This is a genomic window from Vibrio neonatus (assembly GCF_024346975.1).
In the GTDB taxonomy this organism is placed as follows: domain Bacteria; phylum Pseudomonadota; class Gammaproteobacteria; order Enterobacterales; family Vibrionaceae; genus Vibrio; species Vibrio neonatus.
Genome location: NZ_AP024885.1, coordinates 21,652 through 38,478, shown reverse-complemented (window position 1 = coordinate 38,478; position 16,827 = coordinate 21,652). Strand labels below are relative to the sequence as shown.

The 16,827-nt window shown below is 45.0% G+C and carries 12 protein-coding genes, 4 tRNA genes and 3 rRNA genes; 6 read left to right on the top strand and 13 right to left on the bottom strand.

Annotation, left to right across the window (positions count from 1 at the left end; genetic code table 11):
- Positions 1–12: 12 nt before the first annotated feature.
- From dapF to lptM, 3 genes are read right to left on the bottom strand one after another with little or no spacing between them, the layout of a single operon-like run.
- On the bottom strand, positions 13–843 hold the full coding sequence (gene dapF, locus OCU38_RS00175; RefSeq protein ID WP_261824209.1) for a diaminopimelate epimerase: 831 nt from the start codon (positions 841–843) through the stop codon (positions 13–15).
- A gap of 9 nt (positions 844–852) precedes the next feature.
- On the bottom strand, positions 853–2,106 hold the full coding sequence (lysA, locus tag OCU38_RS00170; protein WP_261823329.1) for a diaminopimelate decarboxylase: 1,254 nt from the start codon (positions 2,104–2,106) through the stop codon (positions 853–855).
- Between the two features lie 21 nt (positions 2,107–2,127).
- Positions 2,128–2,253, bottom strand: coding sequence for an LPS translocon maturation chaperone LptM (gene lptM, locus OCU38_RS00165; RefSeq protein ID WP_084309180.1), 126 nt, complete (start codon positions 2,251–2,253; stop codon positions 2,128–2,130).
- A gap of 72 nt (positions 2,254–2,325) precedes the next feature.
- On the opposite strand from lptM, the gene cyaY reads away from it, so the two are divergent.
- Complete coding sequence (cyaY, locus tag OCU38_RS00160; RefSeq protein WP_023405044.1) at positions 2,326–2,637, top strand: iron donor protein CyaY; 312 nt, start codon at positions 2,326–2,328, stop codon at positions 2,635–2,637.
- Between the two features lie 14 nt (positions 2,638–2,651).
- Here the strand turns inward: cyaY and OCU38_RS00155 are convergent, their stop codons facing one another.
- Positions 2,652–5,177: a class I adenylate cyclase gene (locus tag OCU38_RS00155; RefSeq protein WP_261823328.1), complete on the bottom strand. Its 2,526-nt coding sequence runs from the start codon at positions 5,175–5,177 to the stop codon at positions 2,652–2,654.
- A gap of 332 nt (positions 5,178–5,509) precedes the next feature.
- On the opposite strand from OCU38_RS00155, the gene hemC reads away from it, so the two are divergent.
- The 4 genes from hemC to OCU38_RS00135 are packed head-to-tail and all read left to right on the top strand — an operon-like array spanning position 5,510 to position 9,529.
- Positions 5,510–6,448: a hydroxymethylbilane synthase gene (hemC, locus tag OCU38_RS00150; RefSeq protein ID WP_390625246.1), complete on the top strand. Its 939-nt coding sequence runs from the start codon at positions 5,510–5,512 to the stop codon at positions 6,446–6,448.
- Between the two features lie 5 nt (positions 6,449–6,453).
- Positions 6,454–7,200: a uroporphyrinogen-III synthase gene (locus OCU38_RS00145; RefSeq protein ID WP_261823326.1), complete on the top strand. Its 747-nt coding sequence runs from the start codon at positions 6,454–6,456 to the stop codon at positions 7,198–7,200.
- Entirely contained in the window at positions 7,200–8,354 is a 1,155-nt protein-coding gene (locus OCU38_RS00140; RefSeq protein ID WP_261823325.1) for a uroporphyrinogen-III C-methyltransferase, read from the top strand. Before OCU38_RS00145 ends, OCU38_RS00140 begins: the two co-directional genes overlap by 1 nt.
- A complete protein-coding gene (locus tag OCU38_RS00135) occupies positions 8,351–9,529 on the top strand; it encodes a heme biosynthesis HemY N-terminal domain-containing protein (RefSeq protein WP_261823324.1) in 1,179 nt (392 codons plus the stop codon). The genes OCU38_RS00140 and OCU38_RS00135 overlap by 4 nt, the downstream gene beginning before the upstream one ends.
- Before the next feature lie 74 nt (positions 9,530–9,603).
- On the opposite strand, the gene OCU38_RS00130 is transcribed toward OCU38_RS00135, so the two are convergent.
- Together OCU38_RS00130 and OCU38_RS00125 are read right to left on the bottom strand one after the other, a co-directional pair.
- Positions 9,604–10,053 (bottom strand): DnaJ domain-containing protein, encoded by a 450-nt coding sequence (locus OCU38_RS00130; protein WP_261823323.1) that lies wholly within the window; start codon positions 10,051–10,053, stop codon positions 9,604–9,606.
- Positions 10,046–10,270, bottom strand: coding sequence for a hypothetical protein (locus OCU38_RS00125; RefSeq protein ID WP_261823322.1), 225 nt, complete (start codon positions 10,268–10,270; stop codon positions 10,046–10,048). The genes OCU38_RS00130 and OCU38_RS00125 overlap by 8 nt, the downstream gene beginning before the upstream one ends.
- 463 nt (positions 10,271–10,733) lie before the next feature.
- Between OCU38_RS00125 and OCU38_RS17080 the strand changes: the two genes are divergently transcribed.
- Complete coding sequence (locus tag OCU38_RS17080) at positions 10,734–10,946, top strand: helix-turn-helix domain-containing protein (RefSeq protein WP_390625245.1); 213 nt, start codon at positions 10,734–10,736, stop codon at positions 10,944–10,946.
- A 162-nt stretch (positions 10,947–11,108) separates the two neighbouring features.
- Here OCU38_RS17080 and OCU38_RS00120 read toward each other — a convergent pair.
- From OCU38_RS00120 to OCU38_RS00090, 7 genes are all read right to left on the bottom strand, one after another.
- A tRNA-Ser gene (locus OCU38_RS00120) sits at positions 11,109–11,199 on the bottom strand.
- Between the two features lie 81 nt (positions 11,200–11,280).
- A 5S ribosomal RNA gene (rrf, locus tag OCU38_RS00115) occupies positions 11,281–11,396 on the bottom strand.
- 90 nt (positions 11,397–11,486) lie between these two features.
- Positions 11,487–14,375, bottom strand: a 23S ribosomal RNA gene (locus OCU38_RS00110).
- 339 nt (positions 14,376–14,714) lie between these two features.
- Positions 14,715–14,790 (bottom strand) — tRNA-Val (locus OCU38_RS00105).
- 28 nt (positions 14,791–14,818) lie between these two features.
- Positions 14,819–14,894, bottom strand: a tRNA-Lys gene (locus OCU38_RS00100).
- 2 nt (positions 14,895–14,896) lie between these two features.
- Positions 14,897–14,972 (bottom strand) — tRNA-Glu (locus tag OCU38_RS00095).
- Between the two features lie 92 nt (positions 14,973–15,064).
- Positions 15,065–16,617 (bottom strand): 16S ribosomal RNA (locus OCU38_RS00090).
- Together the 16S, 23S and 5S rRNA genes with 4 tRNA genes alongside form the textbook arrangement of a ribosomal RNA operon.
- Between the last annotated feature and the right edge of the window lie 210 nt (positions 16,618–16,827).

Here is a 16,827-nt window from a genome sequence, read left to right as displayed (position 1 = left end):
TATCACTATGAGTTAACAGCTAATCTGTCCATCAAAGACATGCGTAGCGCTACCAGTCATGAACAATGGCTGTCCTGGCCCTGCCCATTCAATTTTTAGTTTTCCGCCAGTTAAGCTCACTTCAACGTGCTCATTCAAAGCGCCTTGCAGGATACCAACCGCAACCGCAGCACAGGCACCGCTACCACAAGCTTGAGTTTCGCCTGCGCCACGTTCGTAAACTCGAAGAGCAATTTTGTTGCGATCGACAATTTGCATAAAGCCTACATTGACTCGCTCAGGAAAGCGCTCATGCGATTCCAGTAACGGGCCAATCTCTTCTACTTTGGCCGTTGCGACATCATCAACTACAGTCACAACATGCGGGTTGCCCATACTTACCGAGCCGCAGAACAAGGTATGCTGACCGACTCTTAATATGTACGTTTTCTCTTTTTGCTTAGCCTTAAAAGGAATCTTACTTGGCTCTAATTCAGGCACACCCATGTTGACTCGGACTTGCTCATCATCGGCCAATTTAAGCAGCATTTTCCCTTTTTTAGTACTGACGCGGATGCTGTACTTGTTGGTTAAGCCTTTCATGGAAACAAAGCGAGCAAAACAGCGCGCTCCATTGCCACACTGCTCTACTTCTGAACCATCAGCATTGAAGATTCGGTAGTGAAAGTCTGTTTCTGGATCATAAGGCGCTTCTACAACTAAGAGCTGGTCAAAACCAACTCCTGTATTGCGATCAGCAAGACGACGTATCAACTCAGGCGAGAAAAAAATATTCTGAGTGATACAGTCAACAACCATAAAGTCGTTGCCTAGTCCGTGCATTTTAGAAAAATGGAAATGCATGCTGTTCAATTACTCCGGTAGTGTGCTTTCTAGTTGCCATAAACTTTCAACGCTTTCACGTTGGCGAACAAGATGCATACTTTCTCCGTCGACCATAACTTCAGCCACGCGTGGGCGAGAGTTATAGTTAGAAGACATAGTAAAGCCGTAAGCACCTGCTGAACGCACAGCCAACAGATCATTTTGCTCAAGAACCAAGTTACGATCTTTACCTAAGAAGTCACCGGTTTCGCACACAGGACCCACTAAATCATAAGTAATCGCTTCACCTTGGCGTGGACGTAAAGGAACAATATCTTGCCATGCTTGGTATAACGCAGGGCGCATCAGATCGTTCATTGCCGCATCGATAATGGCAAAGTTTTTGTGTTCCGTATGTTTAAGGAACTCAACTTTGGTCAGCAATACACCAGCGTTAGCAGCAATAGCTCGACCCGGTTCAAATATCAATTCAATATCAGGATGGTTGTGCAAACGTGCCAGCAAAGCTTTCGCATAATCGGAAGGTTGTGGCGGCATTTCGTCACGATAAACCACCCCTAGACCGCCACCCACATCAAGGTGCTTAATATTAACGCCTTGCGCTTTTAGGTTATCAATTAGACCTAATAGCCGGTCAACGGCATCGATAAATGGGTCAATGTCGGTTAACTGAGAGCCAATGTGACAATCAATACCAACAACATTTAGGTTCGGCATTTTTTGCGCGACTTGATAGACGCGTGGCGCTTGCTCAAATGCAATACCAAACTTGTTGTCACGCAAGCCTGTTGAGATATATGGGTGAGTTTTAGCATCCACATTTGGGTTAATACGCAAAGAAACAGGGGCGATTGCGCCACACTCTCCTGCCACCTGATTGATTCGTTCTAATTCAGGTTCAGACTCAACATTAAAGCATTTAATTTTTAGCTCTAATGCTCGTTTAATCTCTTGCGCTGTTTTCCCTACCCCAGAAAAAACCACTTTTGATGGATCGCCGCCTGCGGCAACCACACGTTCTAACTCACCAAGAGAAACAATATCAAAACCAGAACCTAAGCGAGCCAACGCATTTAGCACACCCAGATTAGAGTTCGCTTTTACTGCGTAACACACTAAATGAGGGAATTCGCCCACTGATTGATCAAATGCTTTCCAGTGGCGTTCTAAAGTAGCGCGAGAATACACGTAGGTTGGAGTACCAAATTGCTCTGCGACTTGAGTGAGGGAGACACCTTCAGCCCATAGCTGACCATCTTCCTTGTAGTTAAAATAATCCAAGATTCTTTCCTTACTTCTGTTCTACTGTGCTGGCTGCTCAGGCGTATCCTGCCCAGCATCTTGCGGCATATATAGAGGGCCAGTTTGACCACAACCGGCTAAAAACAATGTCGAACCTAAACACAATAGCGAGATAATTTTTTTCATGATGATGTTAATGATATATTAATCTTACCTCTATAATCGCACCACAATTAATAAAAGCAATAGGAACTATGCATGAAGGACAGTGAGTTTCACCAATTAGCGGATGAACAACTACAAAATATTGAGCAAGCGATTGAAGAATCTGGGGCCGATATTGACTTTGAGACGTCTGGTAACGTCATGACTTTGGAATTTGAAGATAGAACGCAGATCATCATCAACAAGCAAGAACCCATGCGTGAGATCTGGCTTGCCTCTAAATCAGGGGGATATCATTTCTCTTTGCAAGACGGAGCTTGGGTATGCTCTAAGACAGGCGCAGAGCTATTAACAGTAGTAAAAGCGGAATGTGAGAAACAAGCAGACGAAGAGATAGAGTGGTAATACTCTACCTCTGATTAACAGGCACCGACCACAGCGGAAGGTGTTGAGCGGAACTCACTATCACTGCGATACGGCACGATAAAGCTCTCTTTATCGTGCTGATGGATAATTTGATAATACTGCGGAAGGTTAAAGTTAGCCTTTTCTCCCTCAACATTTAAATCGTTGGTATAGAAGTTATTGATTTCGCCAACCACTTCATTCTTATCCAAACCGTACCTATGATAGGCCTCAGAAGCATTGCTTTCATCCAGTACATAGATGTTAAAGCCACCTTCGGTATCTTCAAAGAAGAACTGAATTAGACCTTCACTGGCAAAACTATCAATAATATCTGGCAAAGAGAAATCATTCTCTTTATTCAGTTTTTCCAGCGGTGAACCCGTCAGTTTATTGGTGGAAATGCTCTGATAGAAATCTACAGAGTTTTCTAAAGTTTGTATTGATACGCCGCGACGCTCAAAGAACAAACCATACATTTTGCTTCCCACACCGATAGCTTTGAAACGACGACGTTTCTCTTGCTCAACGGGTTTTAAACGAAGCTCAATACACTCAGCTAATAGCTGATAAACGGTATTGCGCATCAATCCACGGAAGTTTTTGCTATAGCTGAATACATCTACAGATTCGGGATGCAACGCATCTTGGTGCATTTTGCCCAAAATGGTTTTTAACGCATCCAAAATACTGGTCTCTCCGCGGAAATGCAAAGTACGCACTTCATGCCAAGAGTTACGATAAACCAAATCAACACTGCCAATCATGCTAGTGCTGTCTTTACCACACGAAAACAAGTTGACGTTACGGCTGTCTTTTTTAGCTTGGCGTGAGCTAAGTTTGGCCGTGGGATCGTCTTCCAAGTTGATAAACATCACCAACTGGCTGATCTCACAAGGACTGGCCAAAGCTTCCATGGTTGGACGTCGTTTACGCAACGAGAAGGTATTTCTTAGGTCACTCACCATTTGATAAAGCTTGTCGATATCGATATCAGCACTACGCACTACAGAGTGCAAACGCGTCGACTCAGTGATTAGGCCGTTGAAAAACGCCCAAGCAACCAGCTTACTTAATGAGGTGTGATGCTCAATCGGTGATTGACCAATGATGCGTTCCGCTTTTAATGGCTGTTTGTATAAATACCAACCTTGCGGATTACTGCGCCCTTCTTCCACCTGAATAAAGCTCAGATCTGGTTCATGTAGATCAGGGGATATTTGTTGGCTTAATAGCGTCACCTTGCCAGGCAACACTTCAAAAGCGGCATACAGTTTACGCGCTAAAATAGAGATATCTTGCGGGCTAATCACCGAGGTGATGTCATTGCGACGCGCAAACTGGATTAAGTTGCGGTAGCTTTCCATCAAGGCATCAAGCAGGTTGTGATGCACAACCTTAACGCGTTCTACTTTCCAGTGTCTGCGAGTATCAAGCTCTTGGATATCATGCTTGCTCCAACCCCAATCAGAGGTCATCTGCTGCATAATTTCACGGCGCCAAGGCACTGAGCCCAATTTAGGTTCTTGTGATAGCTTCTCGTGTGTTTTCAAATAGAAACAGCGACGCACGAGATCTAGACGTGTTTGATCACCGATTTTCTTTAGATATCCAGTTACTTTTTCTAGCATACCGTAGTAGGTATCAGCGCTATAAAGGTCTGGATCTTCGTTAAAAAATCGACGTTTGGTTTCAATGCTCAATAGCTGTGTCTGTGGGTATTCCCACGAGTAAGCCTCAAGTAAAATCGCTTTTAATACGGACTTATAAGGTGAATCGATACTTTTGAATAGCTGCCAAAGACTAGAGCCAAAATACTCTTCCGCTGGGATCTTGTTCAGTTGACCAAAATCAAGCCACTGCGAACAATCAAGCTCACCACTTAGGCACAACTGCGCCACATACAGGTCGTAGTCTTCGTCTATTTCGGGAGGAACGATACTCCACAATAAACGTTGTCCCGCCATACGCATGGCCGAACGATAAAATTCATCAAGTAATAACATGTGCTGAGAAGAACCGCAGTTCTCGCCAGTCATGGCTTCACTTTTGTTTGACACTTTGAAGCGCTGATCATCCATTAGGAAGAAGTTAGCTTCAACGCCTTGCTGCTGCGCCCACTCAGTAACGCTTAAACATTTATTTGCTAATACGCTGCGTTTTTGAGCCGACATCTGCGGAGAAATACAAACCCAAATATCCAAGTCACTGGTTAAGCTCTGCCCAATGGAAGAGGTACTACCCATAGTATAAAGAGCAAGGATTTGTCTATCTTCTGGTTCAGACACTTCTTCGCCACAAGCGCGAATAGAAGTATCAAGGAACTCTTTTTGATCGGCATTCGGCGAGAAATCGAAAATGCCTTGAGGTACGTCGCCAGAAGTATAAGCAGGAAGTGCTGGGTTGTTATAATGCAGCAATAGTGGGATGAGAGAGAATACATGTTGGCCCTGAGCATCCATCATACCTAGAGCACGGTTTTTACGCTGTTCGTTCAGCGCATCGAGTCTAGTGATTAATGTACGAATGTCTGCCTGCAAGTCAACTTCCCAACTAAAGAAATGAAAATAGTGAGTGATGTAATTTCACACAAAAACCTCACAAAACGTGAGCAATCTAACACTTTTTGGGGTGTAGGTAAAGAAAATCACCTACTCCTAGCATTTAGTAACAATTAACAAGCAGGAAGAATAACTGAAAGTTATAAAAGGTCACATAACTGTATTCGTTAGGGCGTAAATAGCGTGACTGAACTCACATATGAACATAAAATTTGTTATTAAGTGCGATAGTAATATCAAGCCCAAATCTCACTGCTGAATATTTATATCAAGCAGTGATAGAATCAATTCATCTTTCATTTAGTTAGCCCATTATGTCAAAACAAACTCTGCGAATTGCAACACGAAAAAGCCCTCTTGCTCTTTGGCAAGCTCACTATGTGAAATCTCGCCTAGAAGAGATTCACCCTGATCTCGATATCGAACTGGTGACTATGGTGACCAAAGGCGACATCATTTTAGATACCCCACTGGCTAAAGTGGGCGGAAAAGGGCTGTTTGTAAAAGAGCTAGAAGTCGCCATGTTAGAAGAACGCGCCGATATCGCCGTTCACTCAATGAAAGACGTGCCTGTCGATTTTCCTGAGGGGCTTGGGTTAGCGGTCATTTGTGAGCGTGAAGACCCTAGAGATGCGTTTGTATCCAACACCTATAACTCTATTGATGAGCTTCCGCATGGCGCAACCGTAGGGACATGTAGCTTACGTCGCCAATGCCAAATTAGTGCAGCGCGTCCTGACATCATCATTAAAGAGCTTCGCGGTAACGTAGGCACTCGTCTAGGTAAATTGGATGATGGACAATACGATGCCATTATCTTGGCTGCTGCAGGTCTTAAACGACTCAAACTAGAACAGCGTATTCAAAGCTATATTGAACCAGAACAGTCACTACCTGCGGTAGGACAAGGCGCAGTGGGCATTGAATGTCGCATCAATGATCAGCGAGTGCTAGACCTAATTAAACCACTCAATGACGCTGACACCTCAGATCGCGTTCTTGCTGAACGCGCAATGAACCTTGCTTTAGAAGGTGGTTGTCAGGTACCTATTGGCAGCTACTGCGTCATCACCCCTGATAATAAACTGCACTTAAGAGGATTAGTGGGTAAACCCGATGGTACTGAAATCATCAGAGCAGAAAGCGTAAGTGAACGCTCACAAGCTGTCAAAATGGGTGAAGACCTTGCTCAACAGCTATTAAGCTTGGGCGCAAAAGAAATTCTAAGCGAAGTTTATAGTCAAGGTTAACTGACATGAAGGCGCTTATAGTTCGACCTCAACCTGCAGCAGAAGAACTGTATCGCGCCTTAAAAAATCTAGGGGTGGCCTCCGAGTGTTGCCCTATTGTCTCATTCCAACCCTCTCACCTAGCTATTTCATCCTTAGAATACCTGCTTAAATGCGACATCATTATTGCGGTTAGCCAGCCAGCGGTGCGCTTTACTCACCAAGCACTCACCCAACAAAATAAACCTTGGTCGCAAAGTGCTCGCTATTTAGCGGTGGGGTCAAAAACTGCCTCTTACTTACAACAGTTGACTCAACAGCCAACCCTATCGCCAACGTCAGAAGATAGCGAAGGGTTACTTGAGCTTTTGGCTAGCTATGATCTAAAAGGTAAAAAGGTGGCCATATTGCGCGGAGACAGTGGCCGAGAGTTACTTTTTGATCGCTTACAACAGCTAGGTGCAGAAACAGCTTATATAGAAAGCTACTCTCGACACTGGATAAACTTTGATGCTGAGGTTCAAGTTAAGCACTGGCAGTCAACAGGAATAGACCATCTAATTGTTACTAGTTTCGAACAATTAAAATTCTTTACACAACAAATACCTACCCACAGTAAAAATTGGTTACACTCTTTAGAGCTGATGGTTCCGAGTGAAAGAGTGACTCAATTAGCTTTACAACTCGGTTTTACGCAAGTACGCAATATTAACGGTGCTTCAAACCAAACCATCATTGACAGTATTCAGGGCGAATTACATAGGAAAATATAATGACTGACGACAAAAAACTCGATAACGACACTCAAGTTGACAAGAGTAACCCTGTTCCTGCTTCGCCTAAACCAAAGAAAGCAACCACACCCAATTCAAAAGAAGCCAAACCAAAGAGCGAACCGAATAAGCCGGCAAAAAGACTCGCTATTGCCGCCGTTATTATTTCAATACTCACAGCTGGCGCTGGCTTCTATTACATCAATCAACAAAATCAAACCCTGCAACAGCAGCTCTCTGCGGTTTCCAATCAGCTAAAAAACACTCAGCAAACGCTCAACAGCCAACTTCAAGAAACCAAGCAAGCCAGCGAACAAACGGCAAATGAAGCGGTTAACCGAGCGGAAGTATTAATTAGCCAACAGCAAAAAAGCATTGAAAGCCTGCAACTGGCCATTTCGGATGTAAAAGGACGTCGCCCTAATGACTGGCTACTCGCTGAAGCCGATTACCTAGTAAAACTGGCTGGCAGAAAGCTCTTCTTAGAGCATGACTTAGTAACGGCAACCAAGCTAATGGAAGCTGCCGACCAACGTATCGCGACGCTAAATGACCCTAGCCTAGTTCCACTGCGCAAAGCGATGGCAAACGACATTACTGAGCTTCGTAGCCTACCGTTAGTTGATAAAGACGGTCTTGCTCTTAAGCTCATCGCTCTGCAACAACAAGTAGACAAACTGCCACTAGCGAATGCCATTCTTCCAGAAGCGCCAGAGAAAACACAAAAACATGTGTCCACCGATATTCAAGATTGGAAATCTAACCTGAGTACTTCGCTAGAAAACTTTGCTGAACACTTCATTACCTTCCGCGTTAGAGATGGCAGTGCGGTACCTTTGCTTTCACCTCAGCAGCACTTCTACTTGAGAGAGAACATTAAAGCCAAGTTAGAAACCGCCATCAAAGCCACCTACTCAGAGCAAGAGGAAATCTATCAAAAAAGCCTGACTGTTGCGGTTGAGTGGAGCCAAACTTACCTAGATCAAGATGCAAAATCAGTACAAGAATTTGATCAATCACTGAGCGATCTAGCAAAAGTTAAAGTCGATCTAGAATACCCACACAAGCTAGAAACCAACCAGTTGATCGCCGATATTATTCGCGAGCGCTTACGCCGTGAAGTAACCACCATCGTTGCGGAGGAAAACAAATGATCCGTCTACTCTTTGTTTTTATCGCACTCGGTATTGGCCTAACTGTCGGCACGCAGTATGCCGGTCAACAAGGCTATGTTCTTATCTCTCTCGCCAACTATACGATTGAGATGAGCGTAACCACCCTAGTCATCTTTATCATTGGTGCTCTAGTGGCGCTGTTTCTTGGTGAGTACTTAATTAAACGTTCACTGAGAGCCTCAAGTGCCACTTGGAATTGGTTTAGCAATCGTAAGCTGAAAAAAGCACGTCGCTTAACTAACGAAGGCATCATTAAGCTCATCGAAGGTGACTGGCAAACCGCAGAAAAGAAAGTGACTCGTTGGTCTAACTCGCATGATATGCCATTGCTATGTTACTTAGTGGCGGCTGAAGCGGCACATGAGTTAGGCAATCACGATAAACGTGATAAGTACTTTGAACTGGCGGCTAAACAGGACAATTCTGATCTTGCTATCGGCCTAACCAAAGGCAAACAAGCTATGGCTGAGGCCGATTTTGCCACAGCTTTTGATGTGCTATCTAGCTTGAGACATGACTACCCAAGCAACCCACGTTTGCTGAATCTACTCAAAACCTGTTACATCCAGCTTAATTGTTGGCAGCCTCTACTAGAGTTACTACCCATCCTCAAACGAGCTAAGGGAGTCACAAAAACGGAGTACCACACCCTATTAGTACAAGCCCACGCAGGACGAATTACCGAACTGGCTAACCAGCAAGGTGTAAGTGGTATTGTGAAGTATTGGGATGGCTTATCGAAGAACATCAAGTCAGAAACAAAGATCATAGTGACTTTTACTTCTGAGCTTATAAATAGAGGCGCAGATTCAACAGCAATTACCGCCCTTAAAGAAGCGACGAAGAAGTCTCAGCACGCCGATATATTAAATGTCTACCCAACATTAAACATCACCGACTGGCACTCAGTACTGACGCACCTTAAAGGACTAGATAAAAAGTTCCCTGACAACGGCGATCTACACAGTGTAATAGGCCAGATCCTGATGCTAGAAGCAAAATGGGCTGATGCACAAAGCTATTTTGAAGCCGCCTTAAAACTGCGCCCAAGCGCCCACGACTACGGCCAACTTGCCAATGCATTGCACCAACAAAACTACACCAATGCTGCCAACGAAGTCTCACAGAAGGCACTGCTTCTGTTAGGGAAGTAAACGTGAGGTAGGAAATCTAAGCCGCTGTTAATCAGCGGCTTTTTTATATTGTATAAAATTTCGACTCTCATATATTATGAGTTGTACATGAATAATACGATTAGAAACATAATTATACTGTAAATAATGATAGCTTTCTTCGTATGATTCCAAAAAGCATGACCAGCAACACCAGATATACCTATCAAATCATCAAGTGATTTTTTTGCCAAATAACTTGCTTGTATCTTAGCGTTGTTCATCCATTTAGCTAAAACATCATCAGAATAAACATACTCTTCATTAGACTTACTGCTCAAATCCTTGAAGTTTTTATATTGCCTATATTCAATATCATATTTATTCCTAGATTCTTCATCACTAAGTATCAAATAAGCTTCATTAACTAAGAGCATCTTTTTTTTTGCTTCTATGGAAGAATTCCTATCAGGATGCCACTTTAGAGCTTTCTTTTTATAGGCTTGTTTTATATCTCGAGAATTAGCATCAATTGATATACCTAATATTTCATAATAATCATTCATTTTTATTTAATTTAAGCTCTGTTGACTTAGAGCTATTGCCATCATATTTATAGATAGCTCTTATAGCAGCACCCGCTCCACCAAAAATAATAATCATAAATAGAGGTCCAGCTTTTGCTTGTGTAAGACCTTCAACAATAGCTTTCAGTAGTCCTGCAACTATCAATATTGCGATAATAAGGAATGTTTTGATTATAGTTCTAATAAATTTTTCCATGAATAACTTTTAACCCTAATGTTTATATGTCTGAATGAATATTAATTTAATGCAATTTATTTTCTGTGTTAGAAGAAAAACAACAAACAATTCACTCTATTTATTCGGGCTGTATTTTACAATCATTGACCTATTATTAGTAAATGGAAAATAATATTACCATTTGTATCTAGCGTCGTAGTTCTTTTGGTGATTATACCGTTATAGATAAAATATAGTTTAATTGAGGCTATCTACTTCCACTAAGTCATTGCTATAGATCGACTTTAAGTTTCTTGCTAATACCATTCTAAGTAAAAATATGATCTAATTAGACTTGCTACTTTTACAAAAGAATGGATGCAATGGACAGCCTAAATGACATTGATTTTAAAAAGCTTGCTAGCAAACAAAAATCTATACAGATGAAAATGCGATTACTCGCACTGGCTCATTTTAAGGATGGTCTAATTCTCGTACCCAAATAGCTAAGTTCCTTAAAGTTAGTAGGACTAGTGTAAATAAGTGGGTACAAACATTCCTAGAGGAAGGCCTTGAAGGGCTACAAGAAAAACCAAGGACAGATCGCCCTGCATTTCTTAACGTTGAGCAGCGTGAACAGTTGAGCCAGTTTCTGAAAAGCACTAGTAGAGTTGCTCAAATATGCACAAGGGATTGGATTGACCTGACCAGTTAATTTTCCAGATTGGTATAATATCGATTGGATAGTCTTGTTGCACCAGATTTTTAGGGGTGCAAGCGCAGACAAAATAGCCGCTAATATAGATACATTGACTCACCTGAGTTTTTTGGGGTTCCAGAAACGGAAAAAAGCCCTGATAAATCAGGGCTTTAAATGTGGCGGAGAGATAGGGATTTGAACCCTAGAACCGCTATTAACGGTTGCCGGTTTTCAAGACCGGTGCTTTCGACCACTCAGCCATCTCTCCACAAATTGTTACTAGTTAAGGTCTTATAGATGCCTTATCTAGTTTTTGTCTCTAGATATAAAATCTAAAAACTTAATTAAAGCCTGGCGATGTCCTACTCTCACATGGGGAAACCCCACACTACCATCGGCGCTATTGTGTTTCACTTCTGAGTTCGGCATGGAATCAGGTGGGTCCACAATGCTATGGTCGCCAAGCAAAATTTTAAAATTTAGAAAGCTGTCTTAAAAGTTATGTCACACATTCAAAGTTCTTACTTTGAGTCCACAAAACCCCTTGGGTGTTGTATGGTTAAGCCTCACGGGCAATTAGTACAGGTTAGCTCAATGCCTCACAGCACTTACACACCCTGCCTATCAACGTTCTAGTCTTGAACAACCCTTTAGGACACTTAAAGTGCCAGGGAAGACTCATCTTAGGGCTCGCTTCGCGCTTAGATGCTTTCAGCGCTTATCGATTCCGAACTTAGCTACCGGGCAATGCCATTGGCATGACAACCCGAACACCAGAGGTTCGTCCACTCCGGTCCTCTCGTACTAGGAGCAGCCCCCTTCAATCTTCCAACGCCCACGGCAGATAGGGACCGAACTGTCTCACGACGTTCTAAACCCAGCTCGCGTACCACTTTAAATGGCGAACAGCCATACCCTTGGGACCGACTTCAGCCCCAGGATGTGATGAGCCGACATCGAGGTGCCAAACACCGCCGTCGATATGAACTCTTGGGCGGTATCAGCCTGTTATCCCCGGAGTACCTTTTATCCGTTGAGCGATGGCCCTTCCATTCAGAACCACCGGATCACTATGACCTGCTTTCGCACCTGCTCGAATTGTCATTCTCGCAGTCAAGCGGGCTTATGCCATTGCACTAACCACACGATGTCCAACCGTGTTTAGCCCACCTTCGTGCTCCTCCGTTACTCTTTGGGAGGAGACCGCCCCAGTCAAACTACCCACCAGGCACTGTCCGCAATCCCGATTAGGGACCTACGTTAGAACATCAAGCATACAAGGGTGGTATTTCAAGATTGCCTCCACAAACACTGGCGTGCTTGTTTCAAAGGCTCCCACCTATCCTACACATGTAGGGTCAATGTTCAGTGCCAAGCTGTAGTAAAGGTTCACGGGGTCTTTCCGTCTAGCCGCGGGTACACTGCATCTTCACAGCGATTTCAATTTCACTGAGTCTCGGGTGGAGACAGCGTGGCCATCATTACGCCATTCGTGCAGGTCGGAACTTACCCGACAAGGAATTTCGCTACCTTAGGACCGTTATAGTTACGGCCGCCGTTTACCGGGGCTTCGATCAAGAGCTTCGACCTAAGTCTAACCCCATCAATTAACCTTCCGGCACCGGGCAGGCGTCACACCGTATACGTCATCTTACGATTTTGCACAGTGCTGTGTTTTTAATAAACAGTTGCAGCCACCTGGTATCTGCGACTCCTAGTAGCTCCATCCGCAAGGGACTTCACCGCCAAGAGCGTACCTTCTCCCGAAGTTACGGTACCATTTTGCCTAGTTCCTTCACCCGAGTTCTCTCAAGCGCCTTGGTATTCTCTACCCGACCACCTGTGTCGGTTTGGAGTACGATTCCTTATAATCTGAAGCTTAGAGGCTTTTCCTGGAAGCATGGCATCAATGACTTCACTGCACGTAGCAGCTCGACATCGTATCTCAGCGTTAAGAAAGTCCGGATTTACCTAAACTTTCCGCCTACATACTTGAACCTGGACAACCATCGCCAGGCCCACCTAGCCTTCTCCGTCCCCCCATCGCAATTATAAGAAGTACGGGAATATTAACCCGTTTCCCATCGACTACGCCTTTCGGCCTCGCCTTAGGGGTCGACTTACCCTGCCCCGATTAACGTTGGACAGGAACCCTTGGTCTTCCGGCGTGGGGGTTTTTCACCCCCATTATCGTTACTCATGTCAGCATTCGCACTTCTGATACCTCCAGCAGCCCTTACAGACCACCTTCAACGGCTTACAGAACGCTCCCCTACCCCGCATGCATTGCATGCAGCCGCAGCTTCGGTGTATAGCTTAGCCCCGTTACATCTTCCGCGCAGGCCGACTCGACCAGTGAGCTATTACGCTTTCTTTAAATGATGGCTGCTTCTAAGCCAACATCCTGGCTGTCTAAGCCTTCCCACATCGTTTCCCACTTAGCTATACTTTGGGACCTTAGCTGGCGGTCTGGGTTGTTTCCCTCTCCACGACGGACGTTAGCACCCGCCGTGTGTCTCCCGGATAGTACTCAATGGTATTCGGAGTTTGCAAAGGGTTGGTAAGTCGGGATGACCCCCTAGCCTTAACAGTGCTCTACCCCCATTGGTATTCGTCCGAGGCGCTACCTAAATAGCTTTCGGGGAGAACCAGCTATCTCCAGGTTTGATTGGCCTTTCACCCCTAGCCACAAGTCATCCGCTAATTTTTCAACATTAGTCGGTTCGGTCCTCCAGTTGATGTTACTCAACCTTCAACCTGCCCATGGCTAGATCACCTGGTTTCGGGTCTAATTCTAGCAACTCGACGCCCAGTTAAGACTCGGTTTCCCTACGGCTCCCCTATTCGGTTAACCTTGCTACTAAAATTAAGTCGCTGACCCATTATACAAAAGGTACGCAGTCACGCTTCGAGGCGCTCCTACTGCTTGTACGTACACGGTTTCAGGTTCTATTTCACTCCCCTCACAGGGGTTCTTTTCGCCTTTCCCTCACGGTACTGGTTCACTATCGGTCAGTCAGTAGTATTTAGCCTTGGAGGATGGTCCCCCCATGTTCAAACAGGATATCACGTGTCCCGCCTTACTCGATTTCACTCAAAACGACATGTCGACTACGGGGCTATCACCCTTTATTGCGGCACTTTCCAGAGCCTTCGTCTGTGTCATTAAAAGCTTAAGGGCTAATCCAATTTCGCTCGCCGCTACTTTCGGAATCTCGGTTGATTTCTCTTCCTCCGGGTACTTAGATGTTTCAGTTCCCCGGGTTTGCCTCATTAACCTATGTATTCAGTTAATGATACGTGCTTATGCACGTGGGTTTCCCCATTCAGAAATCCCAGACTCAAATGGTTATTACTACCTAATCTGGGCTTATCGCAAGTTATTACGTCTTTCATCGCCTCTGACTGCCAAGGCATCCACCGTGTACGCTTAGTCACTTAACCATACAACCCCAAAGGGTCTTGCTTAACGCAATACGTTTGCTACAACGTAGTATGACGTTTCCAAGGTGCGTTATCTCTTTATTATGAGCGAGATAACATTCGATTTTGCCGGACTCAAATTTGAATGCATTCTGGCAAGAATACATTCCCAAGAACACTTGAATGTGTGTTGGTACCTAATGATAAATCATTAGGATTTGAGAACTTTTAAATTTGATAAGTAATGAAATCACATTACTTATCGTCAGCTTTCCAAATTGTTAAAGAACGAGATTCAAATAATTGAACCATTTTTAAACACACTCACCTCTCTATTTCTAAGAGAAGTATGCTTAAAGATGGTGGGCGATACTGGGCTCGAACCAGTGACCCCCTCCTTGTAAGGGAGGTGCTCTCCCAACTGAGCTAATCGCCCACATTATTTCGTTTCCTGTGGTAGGAAATGGTGGGTCGTGCAGGATTCGAACCTGCGACCAATTGATTAAAAGTCAACTGCTCTACCAGCTGAGCTAACGACCCAATGGTATCCCGTAGGGGAGTCGAACCCCTGTTACCGCCGTGAAAGGGCGGTGTCCTAGGCCTCTAGACGAACGGGACACTAAGTGAGATGTCTTGGGGGACATCTCGAATCTCTTTACTTTCTAAACCATATCAATCTGTGTGGACACTCATCGTGAATAATCATCGTATAAGGAGGTGATCCAGCCCCAGGTTCCCCTAGGGCTACCTTGTTACGACTTCACCCCAGTCATGAACCACAAAGTGGTGAGCGTCCTCCCGAAGGTTAAACTACCCACTTCTTTTGCAGCCCACTCCCATGGTGTGACGGGCGGTGTGTACAAGGCCCGGGAACGTATTCACCGTAGCATTCTGATCTACGATTACTAGCGATTCCGACTTCATGGAGTCGAGTTGCAGACTCCAATCCGGACTACGACGCACTTTTTGGGATTCGCTCACCATCGCTGGTTGGCCGCCCTCTGTATGCGCCATTGTAGCACGTGTGTAGCCCTACTCGTAAGGGCCATGATGACTTGACGTCGTCCCCACCTTCCTCCGGTTTATCACCGGCAGTCTCCCTGGAGTTCCCACCATTACGTGCTGGCAAACAAGGATAAGGGTTGCGCTCGTTGCGGGACTTAACCCAACATTTCACAACACGAGCTGACGACAGCCATGCAGCACCTGTCTCAGAGTTCCCGAAGGCACCAATTCATCTCTGAAAAGTTCTCTGGATGTCAAGAGTAGGTAAGGTTCTTCGCGTTGCATCGAATTAAACCACATGCTCCACCGCTTGTGCGGGCCCCCGTCAATTCATTTGAGTTTTAATCTTGCGACCGTACTCCCCAGGCGGTCTACTTAACGCGTTAGCTCCGAAAGCCACGGCTCAAGGCCACAACCTCCAAGTAGACATCGTTTACGGCGTGGACTACCAGGGTATCTAATCCTGTTTGCTCCCCACGCTTTCGCATCTGAGTGTCAGTATCTGTCCAGGGGGCCGCCTTCGCCACTGGTATTCCTTCAGATCTCTACGCATTTCACCGCTACACCTGAAATTCTACCCCCCTCTACAGTACTCTAGCCTGCCAGTTTCAAATGCGGTTCCGAGGTTGAGCCCCGGGCTTTCACATCTGACTTAACAAACCACCTGCATGCGCTTTACGCCCAGTAATTCCGATTAACGCTCGCACCCTCCGTATTACCGCGGCTGCTGGCACGGAGTTAGCCGGTGCTTCTTCTGTCGCTAACGTCAAACAACACAGCTATTAACTGTATTGCCTTCCTCACGACTGAAAGTACTTTACAACCCGAAGGCCTTCTTCATACACGCGGCATGGCTGCATCAGGCTTGCGCCCATTGTGCAATATTCCCCACTGCTGCCTCCCGTAGGAGTCTGGACCGTGTCTCAGTTCCAGTGTGGCTGATCATCCTCTCAGACCAGCTAGGGATCGTCGCCTTGGTGAGCCATTACCTCACCAACTAGCTAATCCCACCTGGGCATATCCTGAAGCGAGAGGCCCGAAGGTCCCCCTCTTTGGTCCGTAGACGTTATGCGGTATTAGCTATCGTTTCCAATAGTTATCCCCCACATCAGGGCAATTTCCCAGGCATTACTCACCCGTCCGCCGCTCGACGCCGTTATCGTTCCCCGAAGGTTCAGATAACTCGTTTCCGCTCGACTTGCATGTGTTAGGCCTGCCGCCAGCGTTCAATCTGAGCCATGATCAAACTCTTCAATTAAAGTTTTTTTTGGTCTTGCGACCGGCTCAATGAATACTGACTTCAAAACTCTTTCTTTATAAATAAAGAAGTAATTCTAAAGCTATTATCGTTCCAACAGAACGATAATGAATTGACTGTGCCAATGATTAAAAATCATTGTATTGGTCACTCAGTTCATTGATAAATCTTTTCGATTATCATCAACGAGTGCCCACACAGATTGATAGG

Bases quoted from the DNA above. Each gene is read 5' to 3' on its own strand.
- OCU38_RS00135 (WP_261823324.1), top strand. From the start codon at position 8,351: ATGATCCGTCTACTCTTTGTTTTTATCGCACTCGGTATTGGCCTAACT.
- lptM (WP_084309180.1), bottom strand. From the start codon at position 2,253: ATGAAAAAAATTATCTCGCTATTGTGTTTAGGTTCGACATTGTTTTTA.
- dapF (WP_261824209.1), bottom strand. From the start codon at position 843: ATGCATTTCCATTTTTCTAAAATGCACGGACTAGGCAACGACTTTATG.
- OCU38_RS00125 (WP_261823322.1), bottom strand. From the start codon at position 10,270: ATGGAAAAATTTATTAGAACTATAATCAAAACATTCCTTATTATCGCA.
- OCU38_RS00140 (WP_261823325.1), top strand. From the start codon at position 7,200: ATGACTGACGACAAAAAACTCGATAACGACACTCAAGTTGACAAGAGT.
- OCU38_RS00130 (WP_261823323.1), bottom strand. From the start codon at position 10,053: ATGAATGATTATTATGAAATATTAGGTATATCAATTGATGCTAATTCT.
- cyaY (WP_023405044.1), top strand. From the start codon at position 2,326: ATGAAGGACAGTGAGTTTCACCAATTAGCGGATGAACAACTACAAAAT.
- OCU38_RS00145 (WP_261823326.1), top strand. From the start codon at position 6,454: ATGAAGGCGCTTATAGTTCGACCTCAACCTGCAGCAGAAGAACTGTAT.